17 protein-coding genes are annotated in these 17,286 nt (G+C 53.1%); 8 read left to right on the top strand and 9 right to left on the bottom strand.

What is annotated here, in order from left to right; all coding sequences use genetic code 11:
* Nucleotides 1-12 precede the first annotated feature (12 nt).
* From rpsP to Q9J79_RS02380, 7 genes are all read left to right on the top strand, one after another.
* The gene (gene rpsP, locus Q9J79_RS02410; RefSeq protein WP_096107917.1) at nt 13-258 is read left to right on the top strand and encodes a 30S ribosomal protein S16; all 246 of its coding nucleotides are present in this window, start codon (nt 13-15) and stop codon (nt 256-258) included.
* A gap of 15 nt (nt 259-273) precedes the next feature.
* Complete coding sequence (gene rimM, locus Q9J79_RS02405; protein WP_301673467.1) at nt 274-783, top strand: ribosome maturation factor RimM; 510 nt, start codon at nt 274-276, stop codon at nt 781-783.
* Nucleotides 783-1,532, top strand: coding sequence for a tRNA (guanosine(37)-N1)-methyltransferase TrmD (gene trmD, locus Q9J79_RS02400; protein ID WP_301912444.1), 750 nt, complete (start codon nt 783-785; stop codon nt 1,530-1,532). The genes rimM and trmD overlap by 1 nt, the downstream gene beginning before the upstream one ends.
* Before the next feature lie 15 nt (nt 1,533-1,547).
* A complete protein-coding gene (rplS, locus tag Q9J79_RS02395) occupies nt 1,548-1,913 on the top strand; it encodes a 50S ribosomal protein L19 (protein ID WP_002217809.1) in 366 nt (121 codons plus the stop codon).
* A 319-nt stretch (nt 1,914-2,232) separates the two neighbouring features.
* On the top strand, nt 2,233-2,958 hold the full coding sequence (locus tag Q9J79_RS02390) for a metal ABC transporter ATP-binding protein (RefSeq protein ID WP_301912514.1): 726 nt from the start codon (nt 2,233-2,235) through the stop codon (nt 2,956-2,958).
* A 34-nt stretch (nt 2,959-2,992) separates the two neighbouring features.
* A complete protein-coding gene (locus Q9J79_RS02385; protein WP_301912443.1) occupies nt 2,993-3,868 on the top strand; it encodes a metal ABC transporter permease in 876 nt (291 codons plus the stop codon).
* A 76-nt stretch (nt 3,869-3,944) separates the two neighbouring features.
* Nucleotides 3,945-4,856, top strand: a complete 912-nt coding sequence (locus Q9J79_RS02380; protein ID WP_301912442.1) for a metal ABC transporter substrate-binding protein — start codon at nt 3,945-3,947, stop codon at nt 4,854-4,856.
* Nucleotides 4,857-4,962: 106 nt separating this feature from the next.
* On the opposite strand, the gene Q9J79_RS02375 is transcribed toward Q9J79_RS02380, so the two are convergent.
* Entirely contained in the window at nt 4,963-5,151 is a 189-nt protein-coding gene (locus Q9J79_RS02375) for a hypothetical protein (RefSeq protein WP_304711353.1), read from the bottom strand.
* Nucleotides 5,152-5,163: 12 nt separating this feature from the next.
* Between Q9J79_RS02375 and Q9J79_RS02370 the strand changes: the two genes are divergently transcribed.
* On the top strand, nt 5,164-6,825 hold the full coding sequence (locus tag Q9J79_RS02370) for an electron transfer flavoprotein-ubiquinone oxidoreductase (RefSeq protein WP_301912441.1): 1,662 nt from the start codon (nt 5,164-5,166) through the stop codon (nt 6,823-6,825).
* A gap of 238 nt (nt 6,826-7,063) precedes the next feature.
* Here Q9J79_RS02370 and Q9J79_RS02360 read toward each other — a convergent pair whose 3' ends face one another.
* The 8 genes from Q9J79_RS02360 to gcvH all read right to left on the bottom strand — a co-directional run bounded on the left by Q9J79_RS02360 (nt 7,064) and on the right by gcvH (nt 17,282).
* Nucleotides 7,064-7,558, bottom strand: coding sequence for a nitrous oxide reductase accessory protein NosL (locus Q9J79_RS02360; protein ID WP_301912440.1), 495 nt, complete (start codon nt 7,556-7,558; stop codon nt 7,064-7,066).
* Nucleotides 7,555-8,385 (bottom strand): ABC transporter permease, encoded by an 831-nt coding sequence (locus tag Q9J79_RS02355; RefSeq protein WP_003709598.1) that lies wholly within the window; start codon nt 8,383-8,385, stop codon nt 7,555-7,557. Before Q9J79_RS02355 ends, Q9J79_RS02360 begins: the two co-directional genes overlap by 4 nt.
* Nucleotides 8,382-9,278 (bottom strand): ABC transporter ATP-binding protein, encoded by an 897-nt coding sequence (locus tag Q9J79_RS02350; RefSeq protein ID WP_301912513.1) that lies wholly within the window; start codon nt 9,276-9,278, stop codon nt 8,382-8,384. Before Q9J79_RS02350 ends, Q9J79_RS02355 begins: the two co-directional genes overlap by 4 nt.
* Nucleotides 9,279-9,335: 57 nt before the next feature.
* The gene (locus tag Q9J79_RS02345) at nt 9,336-10,691 is read right to left on the bottom strand and encodes a nitrous oxide reductase family maturation protein NosD (RefSeq protein WP_301912439.1); all 1,356 of its coding nucleotides are present in this window, start codon (nt 10,689-10,691) and stop codon (nt 9,336-9,338) included.
* Nucleotides 10,692-10,863: 172 nt separating this feature from the next.
* A complete protein-coding gene (gene nosZ / locus Q9J79_RS02340; RefSeq protein ID WP_301912438.1) occupies nt 10,864-12,825 on the bottom strand; it encodes a TAT-dependent nitrous-oxide reductase in 1,962 nt (653 codons plus the stop codon).
* A 123-nt stretch (nt 12,826-12,948) separates the two neighbouring features.
* A complete protein-coding gene (locus Q9J79_RS02335; protein ID WP_301912437.1) occupies nt 12,949-15,255 on the bottom strand; it encodes a NosR/NirI family protein in 2,307 nt (768 codons plus the stop codon).
* A gap of 247 nt (nt 15,256-15,502) precedes the next feature.
* Nucleotides 15,503-16,750: a glutamyl-tRNA reductase gene (gene hemA, locus Q9J79_RS02330; protein ID WP_002241216.1), complete on the bottom strand. Its 1,248-nt coding sequence runs from the start codon at nt 16,748-16,750 to the stop codon at nt 15,503-15,505.
* 145 nt (nt 16,751-16,895) lie between these two features.
* Nucleotides 16,896-17,282, bottom strand: coding sequence for a glycine cleavage system protein GcvH (gene gcvH / locus Q9J79_RS02325; protein ID WP_002241215.1), 387 nt, complete (start codon nt 17,280-17,282; stop codon nt 16,896-16,898).
* Nucleotides 17,283-17,286: the final 4 nt, after the last annotated feature.

The following is a 17,286-nucleotide window of genomic DNA, read 5'->3' as shown; positions in this document are numbered from 1 at the left end:
AAGGACCTAAAGATGGTAGTTATCCGTTTGGCACGCGGCGGCTCAAAACACCGCCCTTTCTACAACGTCATCGTTACTGACTCACGCAACCGCCGCGATGGCCGCTTCATTGAACGCGTAGGCTTCTACAATCCCGTAGCCAACGAAAAACAAGAGCGCGTACGCCTCAACGCAGACCGCCTGAACCACTGGATTGCACAAGGTGCGCAGGTTAGCGACTCTGTTGCAAAACTGATTAAAGAACAAAAAGCCGCCTAATCCGTATTTTCCGACATGACAGACACTCAAAACCGGGTAGCCATGGGCTACATCAAAGGTGTATTCGGCATAAAAGGCTGGCTAAAAATTGCTGCCAATACCGAGTATTCCGACAGCCTTTTGGATTACCCCGAGTGGCAATTGGTTAAAGACGGAAAAACTGTCGTCGTTACCCTTGAGGAGGGTAAAGTTGTCAACGGTGAGCTCCAAGTCAAATTTGAAGGCATAAACGACCGCGACTTGGCATTCTCATTGCGCGGTTACACCATCGAAATCCCCCGTGAAGCATTCGCACCGACGGAAGAAGGAGAATACTACTGGGCCGACTTGGTGGGCATGACCGTTACCAATAAAGACAATACCATCCTGGGTAAAGTCAGCAACCTGATGGAAACAGGTGCAAACGACGTATTAGTGGTTAATGGAAAATACGGGCAAATCCTGATTCCGTTCGTTTCCCAATATATCGAAACCGTCGATACCGGCAGCAAGACCATTACTGCCGACTGGGGTTTGGACTACTGATGCTTATCCAGGCAGTTACCATTTTCCCCGAAATGTTCGACAGCATTACCCACTACGGCGTAACGGGACGCGCAAACAGACAGGGAATCTGGCAGTTTGAAGCAGTCAATCCCCGAAAGTTTGCCGACAACAGATTGGGCTACATCGACGACCGCCCGTTCGGCGGCGGTCCGGGAATGATTATGATGGCTCCGCCGCTTCATGCGGCGATAGAACACGCCAAAGCACAATCTTCCCAAACCGCAAAAGTCATCTACCTCAGCCCGCAAGGGAAACCGCTGACACATAAAAAAGCGGTAGAACTGGCCAAGCTCCCGCATATGATTTTATTGTGCGGACGGTATGAGGGCATAGACGAAAGGCTGCTGCAAAGCAGCGTCGATGAAGAAATCAGCATCGGAGATTTTGTTGTTTCCGGCGGAGAGCTTCCCGCCATGATGCTGATGGATGCGGTATTGAGGCTCGTACCCGGTGTATTGGGCGATATGCAGTCTGCCGAACAGGATTCGTTCTCAAGCGGCATTTTGGACTGCCCACACTACACCAAACCCTTAGAATTTCAAGGCATGGCTGTTCCGGAAGTATTGCGTTCCGGCAATCATGGCTTGATAGCGGAATGGCGGTTGGAACAATCGCTGCGCCGCACCTTGGAGCGCAGACCCGATCTTTTGGAAAAGCGCGTTTTAATCCCAAAGGAATCCCGCCTCTTGGAAACTATCCGGCAAGAGCAACGGGAAATCCAATCATAATTTAGGAAAAAAACAATGAACCTGATTCAACAGCTCGAGCAAGAAGAAATTGCCCGCCTGAACAAAGAAATCCCCGAATTCGCACCGGGCGACACCGTAGTCGTATCCGTACGCGTCGTAGAGGGTACACGCAGCCGCCTGCAAGCCTACGAAGGCGTGGTTATCGCCCGCCGCAACCGTGGTTTGAACAGCAACTTCATCGTCCGTAAAATTTCCAGCGGCGAAGGTGTGGAACGTACTTTCCAACTGTACTCTCCGACCGTCGAAAAAATCGAAGTCAAACGCCGTGGTGACGTACGCCGTGCCAAACTTTACTACCTGCGCGGCCTGACCGGCAAAGCTGCACGCATCAAAGAAAAACTGCCTGCACGCAAAGGTTGATTCAAACCGTTTTCCCCAATGCCGTCTGAACCTTCAGACGGCATTTCTTATTGCCGCGATGCCGGCAAGGCAGCGATATGCCTGACCCTCATCCACCTTGATTAACAATCACTCCCACCTATTCAAGCAGAATTTACAGACCAAACGTTATACAGTATCATATCAGCCATATAACGATAAACGCTTTACCGCCTTCCCTTTTAAAACCGCAAATCATCATGACACCTTCTCTTTTACTATCAGGATTGACCTTCCGCCTCATCCTTGCCCTGATTGCCGTATCCCTTTTATGGGGCGTTTACTTTTGGGCAGTATCCGCATGAGCATCATTGTCGAAAACCTGACCGTCAGCTACCGCCGCCGTCCTGCCGTACACCACGTTGACATTACTTTTGAAGAACATAGTATGTGGGCGGTTTTCGGGCCGAACGGCGCGGGGAAATCCACCTTTCTTAAATCCCTAATGGGATTGCAGCCTATCGATACGGGCAGCATCCGGTTGGACGGATTGACCCGTCAAAACATCGCCTACCTCCCCCAACAGTCCGACATCGACCGCTCCCAGCCTATGACTGTTTTCGACTTGGCGGCAATGGGGCTGTGGTATGAAATCGGTTTTTTCAAAGGGATAAATACCGCTCAAAAACAACGCGTTCACGAAGCCTTGGAGCGTGTAGGAATGCGGCAGTTTGCACGCCGCCAAATCGCCCACCTCTCAAACGGACAATTTCAGCGTGTCCTTTTTGCCCGAATGCTGGTTCAAAACGCCAAATTCCTACTTCTGGACGAACCCTTCAATGCCGTTGATGCACGGACAACCTACGAGCTTCTCGACGTATTGCAAAAATGTCATTGCAACGGACACGCTATCATTGCCGTTTTGCACGATTACGAACAAGTCCGCGCCTACTTTCCCAATACCCTGCTGCTCGCCCGCGAAAAAATTGCGGCAGGTGCAACCGAGACCATTCTGACAGAACCCTACCTCGCCCAAGCCAACGCCAAAATGCAGCAACAGGAAAGCCCCGACTGGTGCGCCTCATAAATACTGCCCGAAACCACGCCCCACACCAGACACCATGAACCTCTACGACCTGCTCCTTGCCCCCTTTGCAGAATTCGACTTCATGCGCTATGCCCTCGCATCCGTCTTCTGCCTGTCCCTCAGTGCCGCACCCGTCGGCGTATTCCTCGTCATGCGCCGTATGAGCCTGATAGGCGACGCATTGAGCCACGCCGTCCTGCCCGGCGCCGCCGTCGGCTACATGTTTGCCGGCTTGAGCCTGCCCGCCATGGGCTTGGGCGGCGTAGTTGCAGGCATGCTGATGGCGCTGCTTGCCGGACTCGTCAGCCGCTTTACCACCCTGAAAGAAGATGCCAACTTTGCCGCCTTTTATCTCAGCAGCCTCGCCATCGGCGTCGTCCTCGTCAGCAAAAACGGCAGCAGCGTCGATCTGCTGCATCTGCTTTTCGGCTCCGTACTTGCCGTCGACATCCCCGCCCTACAGCTCATCGCCGCCGTATCCACCCTCACACTGCTTACCCTTGCCGTCATCTACCGCCCGCTCGTACTCGAAAGCATCGACCCCCTGTTTCTCAAATCCGTCGGCGGCAAAGGCGGGCTTTGGCACGTCCTCTTTCTCGTCCTGGTCGTCATGAACCTCGTATCCGGCTTTCAAGCCCTCGGCACACTCATGTCCGTCGGACTCATGATGCTGCCCGCCATTACCGCCCGCCTGTGGGCGAAGCACATGGGCGCACTCATCCTTCTGTCCGTTCTGACAGCCCTGCTATGCGGCTTGAGCGGACTGCTCATTTCCTACCACATCGAAATTCCTTCCGGTCCCGCCATCATCCTCTGTTGCAGCGTCCTTTATCTCTTTTCCGTCATACTCGGCAAAGAAGGCGGCATTCTGACCAAATGGCTCAAAAACCACCGCCACCACACCACCTGACCCCGCAAGCCGCTTGAACAAACAGACGGCTTGTTTTACCATAACAGATGTTACGTTATATCACAGGAGAACAGTTATGAAACACCTCAAACTCACCCTTATTGCCGCATTGCTGACCACTGCCGCAACTGCCGCCCCCCTGCCCGTCGTAACCAGCTTCAGCATTTTAGGCGACGTTGCCAAGCAAATCGGCGGAGAGCGCGTATCCATACAGAGTTTGGTCGGAGCCAACCAAGATACTCATGCCTATCACATGACCAGTGGCGACATTAAAAAAATCCGCAGTGCAAAACTCGTCCTGCTCAACGGCTTGGGACTTGAAGCCGCCGACATCCAACGTGCCGTCAAACAGAGCAAAGTATCCTATGCCGAAGCGACCAAAGGCATCCAACCCCTCAAAGCCGAAGAAGAAGGCGGACACCATCACGACCACGATCATGACCACGAAGGACACCACCACGACCACGGCGAATACGACCCCCACGTCTGGAACGACCCCGTCCTTATGTCCGCCTATGCCCAAAACGTTGCCGAAGCCCTGATAAAGGCCGATCCCGAAGGCAAAGTTTATTATCAACAACGCTTGGGCAACTACCAAATGCAGCTTAAAAAACTGCACAGCGACGCACAAGCCGCATTTAACGCCGTCCCTGCCGCCAAACGCAAAGTCCTGACCGGGCACGATGCCTTTTCCTATATGGGCAAACGTTACCATATCGAGTTCATCGCCCCGCAAGGCGTGAGCAGCGAAGCCGAGCCTTCGGCCAAACAAGTCGCCGCCATCATCCGGCAAATCAAACGCGAAGGCATCAAAGCCGTATTTACCGAAAACATCAAAGACACCCGCATGGTTGACCGCATCGCCAAAGAAACCGGCGTCAACGTCAGCGGCAAACTCTACTCCGACGCACTCGGCAGAGCGCCCGCAGACACCTACATCGGCATGTACCGCCACAATATCAAGGCAATGAGCGAAGCGATGAAATAACCCTCAAACCCGAATGCCGTCTGAAGCCTTCAGACGGCATTTTGGCATCAATACACAAACCGACTGCTTCCAAAACGCCGCCGTTTTTTAATCCAATCTGACAAAATCAGCAAAATATCCCGCCACCTTCCCAACCCGAAAAGTATGGATGCAAACCGCCAATAAAAAACATTTCTGCCCGCATCGGGGCAAATGCCTTCCGAATGCCGTCTGAAGCCTTCAGACGGCATTGTTTTATTTGGTAAGCGACTGTCTGCGTTGTATAATTGCCCGTTTTAAAATCGATAACAAACATACAGGAACCGCCATGACAGAATCCATCACCCGCGACAGTATGCAATACGATGTCGTGATTGTCGGCGCAGGCCCGTCGGGTTTGTCTGCTGCCATCAAACTCAAGCAGCTTGCCGAACAGAACGGGCGCGAAATCAGCGTTTGCGTGGTGGAGAAAGGTTCGGAGGCGGGCGCGCATTCGCTGGCGGGCGCGGTTATCGATCCGATTGCGCTGAATGAGCTGATTCCCGACTGGAAAGAAAAAGGTGCGCCGCTGACGCGCACGGTAACGCAGGACAAAGTGTTGTTCCTGACGGAGAAAAAAGCGTTCAATCTGCCCGTTACCCCCAATTTCGACAATCATGGCAACTACATCGCCAGCTTGGGCGAAGTCGTGCGCTGGTTGGCGGAGCAGGCGGAGAATATGGGCGTGGAAATCTATCCGGGCTTTGCCGCCGCCGAGGTGCTGTATCACGAAGACGGTTCGGTCAAAGGCATTGCAACCGGCAATATGGGCGTGGGCAAAAACGGCGAGCCGACCGATTCATTCCAGCCCGGCATGGAGCTTTGGGCACAGCAAACCCTGTTTGCCGAAGGTTGCCGAGGTTCGCTTTCCAAGCAAATCATCGAACGTTTCCAACTCGACCAAAACAGCCAGCCGCAAACTTACGGCTTGGGCATTAAAGAAGTTTGGGAAGTGCCGTCCGAACAGCATCAGCCCGGTTTGGTGATGCACAGCGCAGGCTGGCCGCTGGACAGCAAAACCTACGGCGGCGCGTTTGTTTACCATTTCGACGACAACAAAGTTGCCGTCGGCTTCGTGGTCGGTTTGGACTATCAAAATCCTTATCTGTCGCCGTTTGAAGAGTTCCAACGTTTCAAAACCCATCCCGAAATCCGCAAAACCTTTGAAGGCGGCCGCCGCATTGCTTACGGTGCGCGTTCGCTGATTGAAGGCGGTTTGCAAAGTTTGCCGAAGCTCTCGTTCAAAGGCGGCGTTTTGGTCGGCGATGCGGCGGGTTTCCTCAATATGCCGCGCATCAAAGGCATTCATACCGCGATGAAATCCGCCATGCTCGCCGCCGAAGCCGTGTTCCCCTTGTTGGAAAACCTTGAAGAAGTGGAGGGTTTCGACAGCGGCAAAGAGGCGGCGGATTATCAGCAACGTTTTGAACAAAGCTGGCTGTATCAAGAGCTTTACGCCGCGCGCAATGTCCGTCCGTCATTCAAATGGGGCGTTTACCTCGGCTCAATCTACACCGGCATCGATCAGATGATTTTCAGAGGCAAAGCCCCGTGGACCTTGAAACATCACGGCAAAGACAACGAGCAGCTTAAAAAAGCCGCCGCGTGCAAGCCGATTGATTATCCGAAACCCGACGGCGTGTTGACCTTCGACCGCTTGAGCAGCGTCTTCCTTGCCAATCTCGCGCACGAAGAAAACCAGCCCGACCATTTGGTGCTGAACAATCCGCAAACGATGATAGACGTGAACTACAAAGAATACGCCTCGCCCGAAACGCGCTATTGTCCGGCCGGCGTGTACGAAATTGTTGAAGAAAACGGCAATCCGCGCCTGCAAATCAACGCGGCAAACTGCGTGCACTGCAAAACCTGCGACATCAAAGACCCGACGCAAAACATCACTTGGATTTGCCCTGAAGGCGCGAGCGGGCCGAATTACGGCGGGATGTAAACCTTATTCCGCCGTTACGTCCGGTCAGGAATAAGGAATGGGGCAGTTGTTCAAACCTGCCCCGTTTGAACCCATAATATAGTGGATTAAACTTAAATCAGGACAAGGCGACGAAGCCGCAGACAGTACAAATAGTACGGCAAGGCGAGGCAACGCTGTACTGGTTTAAATTTAATCCACTATAAAAAATGCCGTCTGAACCTTGGCTTCAACGTTCAGACGGCATTTTTGTTTGGATTTATTTGAAAATATAGGTATCAGGCATATCGTCGAAACCGACGACCTTACCGCCTTTATCCTTTGCAAATTTCTCAGCCTGCTCTTTGTTGCCGAACGGCAGCGCGTCTTCCGCACCCATACCGCCGATAAAGCCGCTGTCAATGACATAAAAGGCTTTTTTCGCATCTATCCACTCCGTGTCGGCATTGGGGTTCGTCCAATCGGTAACATTGCCCATATCGGTAACGTAAATCACGCGGATGCCTTTAGGCTCTTCGGGCAGCTTGGTATAGCCGAACATCTGCTTGATGGTGGAGAACCAAACCGGCTGATCGGGTTTGCCGTTCAAGAAAATCTGGGCTTTAGGACCATTGTGTTCGGTCAGATTCATACTGCAATAGTGTCCGACCGAACGATCGCTAATCTGCTGGGGTAAAGGAGACGCCGCCTCTTCCGCCTGCCGGCAGGCACTTAAGGCGAAAACGGCAACAATTGCCAACAGGGTTTTCTTCATATTTGTCGCTTTCTAAAAATTCCGGCTGCCAAAACAAGCGGAATGATAACCCATAAAACCTGCGCGGTCAGCAAAACGGGGACGGTCAGGCTGATTTGTCCGCTCAAACCCGCCATACCCGCATACATAGCCGTATTTTCATAACCGGTCAGGTTGAGCAGGCGGTAAATATCGGTGGGATTAAACAGCAGCACCGTTTCAACGACGGGCGCGGTAATGACCTGTTTCGAGTCGGCAACCAGAATACCCAAAAGCGCCATATCAAAGATGACGACGAAAAACAACCACACACCGATGGAAATACCGGCCGCCGTACCCCGCTCTTTGACCTTTGCACTAATCAAGTAGCCCATAGACAGAAAAGCCGCACCCAAAATCACGCTGGCGGCAATCAACAATGCAAAGGGTTTCCAAGCGGCAATATCAAAGCTGCCGTTGGCAAGTTGCAGCGTAATGCCTGCCAATCCGTAGCCTGCCGTGGTGGCGAGGGCGAGGATGATGAGGTGTCCGACAAACTTGCCGGCAAGTATTTGATTGCGCGAAATGGGATAACTCAACAGCAACGCCATCGTACCGCGTTCGATTTCGCCGATCAGTGCGTCATAGGAAAGCAGCATCGCAATCAGCGGAATCAGGAAAATAGACAGGCTCGACAGGCTGACGACGGTAACGGTCAGCGGATCGACCTTGACCGAACCGGTGGGCGAGCTGCCGAGAAAACCCAAAGAAAGGGCGAGTGCGGCAAGCAAGAGGGCGGCGGCAAGCACCCAGCGGTTGCGCAGGCTGTCGCGGACTTCTTTTCCAGTAATAATCCAAACAGGATTCATACGTCCTCCCTTTTCAAGAACTGTGCATACATTTCGTCAAGCGTCGGGGTGTGGATATCAAGATAGGTAAGGTCGGACAGGCTGCCCAGCTCGCCCAACAGTTCCATACGTTCTTCCGCCTGACATTGTGCCCGATAGGAAATGCCGTCTGAAAGCGGCTGCCAGCGGCTGCTCAAGGTGCGCGGTGCATTGAGGCGGATATTGACGGTCAGCGGCAGTCCGCTTTGGACGTGCAATTCGTCCATACTGCCGTCGGCAACCTTAACGCCGTTTTTCATCACGACAATGCGGTCGGCGTGCCCGTCCAACTCGGCAAGGGCGTGGGTACTGAGCAATACGGTCGCGCCGCGCCCGTTGAGTTCGCGCACGACTTCGTAAAACATTTGTCGTGATGCAGGGTCAAGACCGGTTGTCGGTTCGTCAAACAGCAGGACTTTGGGCTCGCCCAGCAGGGCTTGTGCCAAGGCAAGGCGTTGGCGCATACCTTTAGAATAAGTGCCGACGCGGCGGTGTGCCGCCTGTGAAATACCGACGCGCTCAAGCAGCCCCCTGTTTTGGGTGAGCGGCTGTTTCTTAAGTTTCGCGTAAAAGTCCAGCGTTTCGATGCCGGTCAGCGAAGGGTGCAGCGCAACGGTTTCGGGCAGGTAGCCGATTTGGCTGCGAAGCCGCGCCCCCGCTTTGCTGCCGGTACGTTCGCCCAAAAGCATCACTTCGCCTTCGGTCGGGGTAATCAGCCCGAGTATCAGCTTCATAATGGTGGACTTGCCCGCGCCGTTGTGTCCGGCAAGCCCGACGCTTTCTCCTGCCTTCAAAACCAAATCGACTTGGTTGACGGCTTTTTGCGCCCCGAAGCGTTTGGTTACCTTCCTCAATTCGACATGATGTGTGGTCATGGTTGTTCCTTTTGTGTTTTCAGACGGCATTTGAATCCGGATGCCGTCTGAAGCAGACTAGTTCAAAGCACCGTTTTCCGCCCTGCCCCATTCCGACTGCCGCGTTTCGGCTTCTTTGAGCAGTTCGTCCCTCATCGCCTGATAACGGGTTTGAATTTTGGGGGCATAAGGCTTCATCAGCGGTTTGCTGTCCACCACGCCGCCGGGCAGAACGGCGGGAAACTGCGCCTGCGCCCATTTGACGATACTGATTGCGGGACTGTTCATCAGAAGGCGTGCAACCGGCGCGCGCCAGATGATTTGGTCGATGATGCCGTTGGGGCGGTACGCGCTGTCGCCGACGCCGTCGCCGTTCAAATCGAACGCGCTGTTGTCGCTCCAATAGTTGCCGTGTCCGCCCTCGCTCCAGTCGAGAAAGCGCGTGCTGACGTATTTGACCTGGCTTTCGTTGTTGATAAAGGAATTGTCGTGCAGGGACGTGCCTTCGATGGCGGCGGTAAAGTGTATGCCGATTTGGCAGTTTTCAAAATGATTGGCGGACAGTTTGTCGTAGTTGGCATTGTAGGCAAAAACGCACTTGCCCGCCTTGTTGATAATATTGTCGTGAATATCGGAATAGTTGACATAGTTGAGCATAATGCCCTGGTCGCGGCTGCCGACGGCGATATTGTCAAACACTTTGAGCCGCTCGGAAAACATCAGCACATAGCCCATATTGTTGCCCACGGAAATATTGCCGCTGACTTCGCTGTCGTTGGTGTACATATAGTGGACGGCGAAACGCAAATCGCTAAAGCGGTTATTTTTATAGGTGTTGTGCGTGCTGGTGTTGGAAAAAATGCCGTCCCGCCCTTTGGAAATGTCGTTGCCGACGACCTGCGCGCCGGGTGCGTTCCAAACGGTAACGCCGTTGCCGCGCTCGTTCACGCGCAAAGTCGCATCGCCGACAATTTTGTTCTCGCGCACCATCGCATCGGCAGAACCATGCAGATATACGCCGACCGAATTATCCAAAATATTGTTGTGTTCAATCAGGGCGCGCGGAGCGGTTTCTTCGAGATAAATACCGGCATCCATTGCCGGCAGGCTCATACCGGAACGGGTAACGGTCAGGTTGCGGAGCGTTACGTCCGGCGCGTGTACGGCTATGGTACGCCCGCTCCTGTCCCCTTCCACGGTTGCGGAACGGTCGGCAGGCCCTTCAATCGTAATCGGTTTGTCGATATAAAGTTTGGTTTGATATACGCCGGAAGCCAGTTTAAGCGTATCGCCCGCCCGGGCGCGGGCAAAAATTTCGGCAAGGTTGTCTTGCGGGGAAACGTGGACGACAGCTGCCGATGCCGTCTGAAAAATGCTGCCGGCGGCAAGTATCAGCACGGCCTTCAGCCATATACGGAGCGCGGATGTGTGCATAGTGTCCCTCTGTTTCGTTCGGTATGGCCGAACAAAATAAAGCATCATTCAAATGTGCCTGTTTTTATAGCGAAACCGCCTGAAACGGTACGGCAAGCGGTTTGGCTATAAATGCCGTCTGAAGACCTGTTGCCTTCAGACGGCATTCTCCATATTCAGCCGTCAGGCCGCATTATTTGGGATGAACAATCATCTGACCGGACATTTCCATGTGCAATGCGTGGCAGAACCATTGGCAGTAGTACCAGTGTACGCCCGGACGGACAGCTTTAAAGGTTACGGAAGAAGTGGCTTGCGGGCCGATTTCCATAGCGATGCCGTAGCCTTCCAATGTGAAGCCGTGAGTCAAGTCCTCGATGGTCTCGACGTTGGTAACGTAAACGGTTACTTCGTCGCCTTGGTTCACTTCAAACTGCGGAATGCTGAATGCAGGTGCGACGGCAGTCATATACACGCGTACTTTGTTGCCTTCGCGTACGACTTTGGCGGCTTTTTCCAGCTCGACACCGTCTTTTTTCGCCTGTTCCAAAGCATCCTGCCAGAACCAAGGGTCTTTACGGTCCCAAGTTTTACCCGGGTTCAGTTTGGACGCGGCAACCAAACACAAGTCGTGCGGTTCGGCAAAAGTCGGGTTGTCGTGTACCAGACGCATTTCGTCGCCGGAGATGTCGATCAATTGGTCGCACTCGGGTTTCAACGGACCGGCATTCAGGAAGCGGTCTTTGGAGAATTTGTTCAAAGACACCAGCCATTGGCCGTCGGCTTCCTTGGTTTCGCCCATAGTCGTATGGTTGTGGCCCGGTTGGTAGTGAACGTCGAGTTTTTGTTTGATCGGATCGACTTTGTCGCCTTTGTAGGCTTTGATTGCGTCGTCGATGTTCCATTTCACCATTTGGCTGTCGATAAACAATGTCGTATAAGCATTGCCTCGGCCGTCAAATGCGGTGTGTAACGGGCCGAGGCCCAGTTGCGGTTCGGCTACGACGACATCGCGCTCTTTGATTTTGCCGGCGAACAAATCGTCCAGCTTGCTGACATCCAATACGGTAACGGTCGGAGACAGCTTGCCGTTGAGCATAATGTATTTGCCGTCGGGAGAAGCATTACAGCCGTGCGGAGAGTTCGGCACGGGGATATAGCGCGTGTATTTGGATTTGGCTTCCGCGCGGCCGTCCAGCATTTTCACGCCGTTCACTTCTTTGAAGTCGCCTGCTTTGATGCCTTCTTCAATAGCTTTCAGATCGAATACGACACACCAGTCCTGCTCGTTGGAAGACGCACCTTGTACGGTCAGTGCGCGCTCGGAGTTGTAGCAGGTGGCAAAAGAATATTTGCCTTGATAGTCGGCATCGCCGTTGTCCAGGTTACCGTCAACCAATACTTGCCATGCAATCTCCATGGTTTCGCCGTCGATGGCGGTGTACACGGCATTCCAAGTTTTTGCATCATCCAGTTTGCCTACGCCACTAACAGGAGTAATGTGTTCGCCGTTGGCAAAGACATAACCGGTTTTCGGATAACGTTGCGGACGCAGACCGTGAATACCCGAGGCATTGGGGATGTCGATGATTTTGTCGGCCTTCATCACATCCAGACGCACGCGGCAGACGCGGTTGTTTGCCTTATCGTTGGCATAGGCATAGCGGCCGTCATAAGTTTGGTCGGTAAAGGACAGGTGCGGGTGGTGCAAGTCGCCGTTGGGGTAGCAACGCAGACCACTATCTTGTAAGAATTTACGTGTTTCTTCGGTGATATTTCCGTTGAGGACTTTCAAGCTCTCATTGGTGCGCCCCCAGCCGGTCGCGCTGTCCATATTGAACACGGGGATACGCATCAGTTCGCGCATAGAAGGCAGGCCGATCAGGCGCATCTCGCCAGACTGACCGCCGGAAAGGAAGCCGTAATATTGATCGAGTTCGCCCGGACCGACTTCGGAAGACAGTTGACCGGGTTTGGATTCCCCTTGCGCCTTGGCGGCAGGGGCGGTGCCAGAAGCGGCAGCCTGTTCGCCGTCTTTAGAGCAACCCGCCAAACCCAACAGGCCCGCACCGGCAATACCTGCACCGGAAGCAGCGGCCGTACCTAAGAATGAACGACGGCTCAAGCCGTTTTGTTCTAATTTTTCGTCTGACATACAACACTCCTTGGATAAAATACGGCAAACCGGTTTTCAGACGGCAAGCCGATGGGAAAAAATTTTATTATCCTTCCGGGGAAACCCTGCCTGACACTTTGGCTTCAGGCTTCCCCCGTATGCTTATTCTTCAGATTGCGCCGTTTCGGGTTTGACAAAATGGACAACCTGTTCTTGCGGCTGCTTGGAGACACTCTCCAATTCCCCTGATTTTGCAGCAGCCTGTTTTTGTTTTTTCTTATTCACTGCCACAACTTGCGGACAGCGTGTATCGTGGTGGTACATCACTTGGCAGTGCAGGCACTGGATACACTCGTTCGGATGGATGTCGCCCTCGGGCGCGATTGCCTGAACGGGGCATTCGTGCGTACAGATTTGGCAGGGGTTGCCGCACATTTTGTAGCGGCGCAGCCAGTCGAACACGCGGAATCTGCCCGGCAGCGCGATGCCCGCACCCAAAGGACACAGATAACGGCAGAAGAAGCGTTCGATAAACAGCCCCGCAATCAAAAGTGCCACGGCAAAGGCGACAAACCACCAATCGCGCATGAATTTCAAGATAATCGCGGTTTTGAACGGTTCGACTTCGGCAAATTTTTCCGCCGTACCCAAATCATACAGCGAAATTGCCAAAAGCCCAAAGAAAATCAGGTATTTGATGACGCTCAAACGGGTATGCAGCATATGCGGCACGGTAATCTGTTTCACCCCCAGTTTTTTGGCAATCCTGTTGGTCAATTCCTGTAATGAGCCGAACGGACACAACCAGCCGCAAAACGTCCCCCTGTTCCACAACAGCATGGTCGCCGCCGTGAACAGCCAAAGGATGAACACAATCGGATCCATCAGGAAGAATTCCCAATGAAATTCGGTAAGGATGGCAGAAAACAGCGTCAGCGTATTGACGACCGAAAGCTGTGCCTGCGCATACCAGCCGATATAGAAGAGCGTGAAGGTCAAAAAGGCGAGGCGGAAACGGTCGTACCATTTTTCGTAACGCACAATCCAATCTTGGAACAAAAACACCAGTAACAATATGGTCAGTGCAATGCCGACAACGACAATCTGCCCCTGTTTCGCTTTCCAAATCTGTTTCCATAATTGATTGGATACACCGTTTTCAGCTGACGCATCTTCGGCAATGCCGTCTGAAGCGGTATCGGATGCCGCGGCAGGTACGGCTTCGACAGGCGCGCTGATTTCCACGGGCGGTGCTTTAGGATCATCGACATAATAACCTTGAGGCAATTCGTAATCCAAATCGGCGGTAACGAAGGCTTTATCGTTCACGCTCAAAACGCGCTGAACCATTAATTGCAGACGCCACGGCTCCGCACCGTCAAACTCTACGCCTTCAGGGATGGTAAACCAAGAAACTTCTTTAAAACGCGGCGAACCGGCGGCAGACAGCGCGACGACGCGTTCATGTTGGGCATCGGTAAAACGGAAGCTGTTCTCCCCCTGAATCATCTCGATACGGTCGAAAATACCGCCGCGCACATAGCCCGAACCTTTCCAAGAATAACGGCCCTCTCCGGCAACCAAAACCGCCTGCTGACCGGGTTTCAGCCGTTTTTGCAGATGTGCCCAGCCGTCCTCACCCAGCAGGCTTTTACCGATGGAAGGCTGGCTGACCAAGGCAACATACAAATCAATAAAGGTATCGTCAGGATCGCCCTGTTCGGCGTGATCGGCCACGCCGGCCTTGCCGCCTTTCTCAAACAATTTGTTAATTTGATCGAGCGTGATATGCAGATGGCCGACGGCCTTTTGTTTCAAAAGTTCGTCCCAAGACAAAATATCCTGCTTGTCGGGATTTGCCATACGGCGCGGACGGGTTTCTGCCGCAGGCGCAGCTTCCCGGACATCGGAAGCGGATGCCGTCTGAAGGACCTTATCCGAACCCAGACGGTATTGGTTGGCAATGACCTTGTACGAACGCTGGATGCTGTCGTTAATCACCATCAGCGTAACAGTCGCACCGCTGATAATGTCGCCCGGCGCCACGCCCGGAGTCGGCGGATTTTTAATAAAATTCAGACCGATATATTTGTCGATGAATTTGTCCACGCGCGACTGCGGGATACCGATCAGCATAATCGGTTCGTGATGATCGACCAGTTTTGCCCCGGCTATCGTGCCGTCGTTTGCCAAAGCCATCAGCGTATCGATCGGTTTGCTCGAATAACCGCGCGTATTGACCACGTCGGTCGTGATATAGACCAAACCGAGCTGCTCGTCGCCTTTGTAAACGCGGGCGACCATAGGCTTGCCTTCCGGCTTGCCGTAACGGTCCGCCCCCGGAAAAATTTCCGAAGGCTGTATTTTCGCCAGAAAATCAGGCAGACGCTCCGCATAAGCGGGCAGTGCCGCCGTCAAAAAGACAAAGGCGGCAAAAAACGCCGTTATCCGCGCCCGAAACGCAGACATACGCCGGATTGAAAAACAGGACATAGCTATCCCCGATATACCGATACTCTTTAATATTGATATTATATGAATCATCTATCGGCGATTTTTTGATGCAAATCAAATTTACAAATCTTAAAACCAATCCGCATACGGGATAATACTTTGTAATTACATCGATATAATGTGGGATTTCACGATGTTGTCAGGCGGCACAAAAATATGCCGTCTGAAACCCCTTCAGACGGCATCCTTTTCCGGCGCACCGTTATTTGTCCAAATGATAAATCTGCGCGACGGCATGAACCAAATCTTTATCTTCTTCCCCCGCCTTATTCAAGGTTTGGGTCGGCGAATGCAGCAGCTTGTTGGTCAGTTGGACGGACAGCCGTTCCAAAACCTCTTCTGCCGTTGCGCCTTTGGCAAGCTGTTTCATCGCATTTTCCAACACCTGCTTGCGCGCTTTCTCGCCCTCGTCCCGCAAGGCTTTAATCAAGGGGACACTCTGCCTGCCCTGCTGCTGCCGGACAAATTCGGCAACTTTCTCGGACACCAGCGTTTCGGCGGCGGCGGCGGCCTTCTGCCTTGCCTCCTTGCCGCTTTGGACGATATTGACCATATCGTCCACAGTATAAAGATAGGCATCATTCAAATCGCCGACTTCCGCCTCAATGTCGCGCGGCACTGCCAAATCAAGCATGAACAACGGCATACTCTGCCTTTGTTTCAATGCACGCTCCACCATGCCTTTGCCGACAATGGGCAACTGGCTCGCCGTCGAAGAAACCACCACGTCGTAATCGTGCAGAATGGCAGGCAGATCGGACAGCAGGCACGGTTCGGCGTTGACACCGAGCTTGTCGCACAACTCCTGTGCACGCGCCAGCGTCCGGTTGGCAACCGTCATCAATCTGGGGTTTTTAGCAGCAAAATAAGTAGCAACCAACTCAATCATTTCGCCTGCGCCGATAAACAAGACATTCAAATCGCCGATGTCGGGAAAAATCTGTTCCGCCAATTTGACGGAAGCTGAAGCCATGGAAACCGAGTTTTCGCCGACGGCAGTATCGGTACGGACTTCCTTGGCAACAGAAAAGGTTTTTTGGAACAGGGCATTGAGTTTCTTACCCATACTTTCCTGCTCTTGAGCAACTCTGACCGCATCCTTAATCTGTCCTAAAATCTGCGGCTCGCCCAACACCATCGAATCCAAGCCGCAGGCAACGCGGAAAGCATGGCGCACAGTCTCCTGCATCCCCAAAGTATAAAGGTAGGGGCTGATTTCTTCTATAGGAAGGCTGTGGTAGTCTGCGAGCCAACGGATGATTTCTTCCGAATCGCCTACACAGTAAAGCTCGGTGCGGTTGCAGGTAGAAAGGATTACCGCCTCCGTTGCCGCATTGCTTCGGGCAAGATTGCGGACGGCTTCGGGCAGGCAGGCAGCGGCAAACGCCAGCTTTTCCCGTATGCTTAAAGGTGCGGTTTGATGATTGAGTCCGACAGCGGTAAGTTGCATGAAAAAATCGGTGAAGATGGATATAGACCGTTATTATAGCCTAACTGACCTTGAAGACACAGACAAAAACTGCACTTCCAAACGCATCCTTGCCGTCTGAAAGTGCAGTTCCTTAAATAAGGCATCCTATTATCAGGATAGGAATTTAATCCACTTCGCCTGCGTATTGTTCGGCAGTCAAAAGACCGTCGTAGTCGGCAGGATTGGCAGGTTTGATTTTGAAGAACCAGCCTGCGCCGTAAGGATCACTGTTGGCAGTTTCCGGTGCGCTGGGCAAGTCATCGTTGACGGCAACGACTTCACCTGCAACCGGCGCGTACACGTCAGATGCGGCTTTTACAGACTCAACCACACCGGCTTGCTCTTCAGCGGCAAGGTTTGCGCCGACTTCAGGCAGCTCGACAAACACGATGTCGCCCAACAGCTCTTGCGCGTGGTGGGTAATGCCGACGGTAATCGTACCGTCTTCTTCAAGGCGCAGCCATTCGTGGCTGGCAACGTATTTCAGTTCTGCTGGGATGTTGTTGCTCATGGTT

This window comes from Neisseria viridiae (genome assembly GCF_962747995.1).
Taxonomy (GTDB): Bacteria; Pseudomonadota; Gammaproteobacteria; order Burkholderiales; family Neisseriaceae; genus Neisseria; species Neisseria viridiae.
The sequence above is the reverse complement of the archived record's forward strand: the minus strand, read 5'-3'. Positions and strand labels throughout refer to the sequence as shown.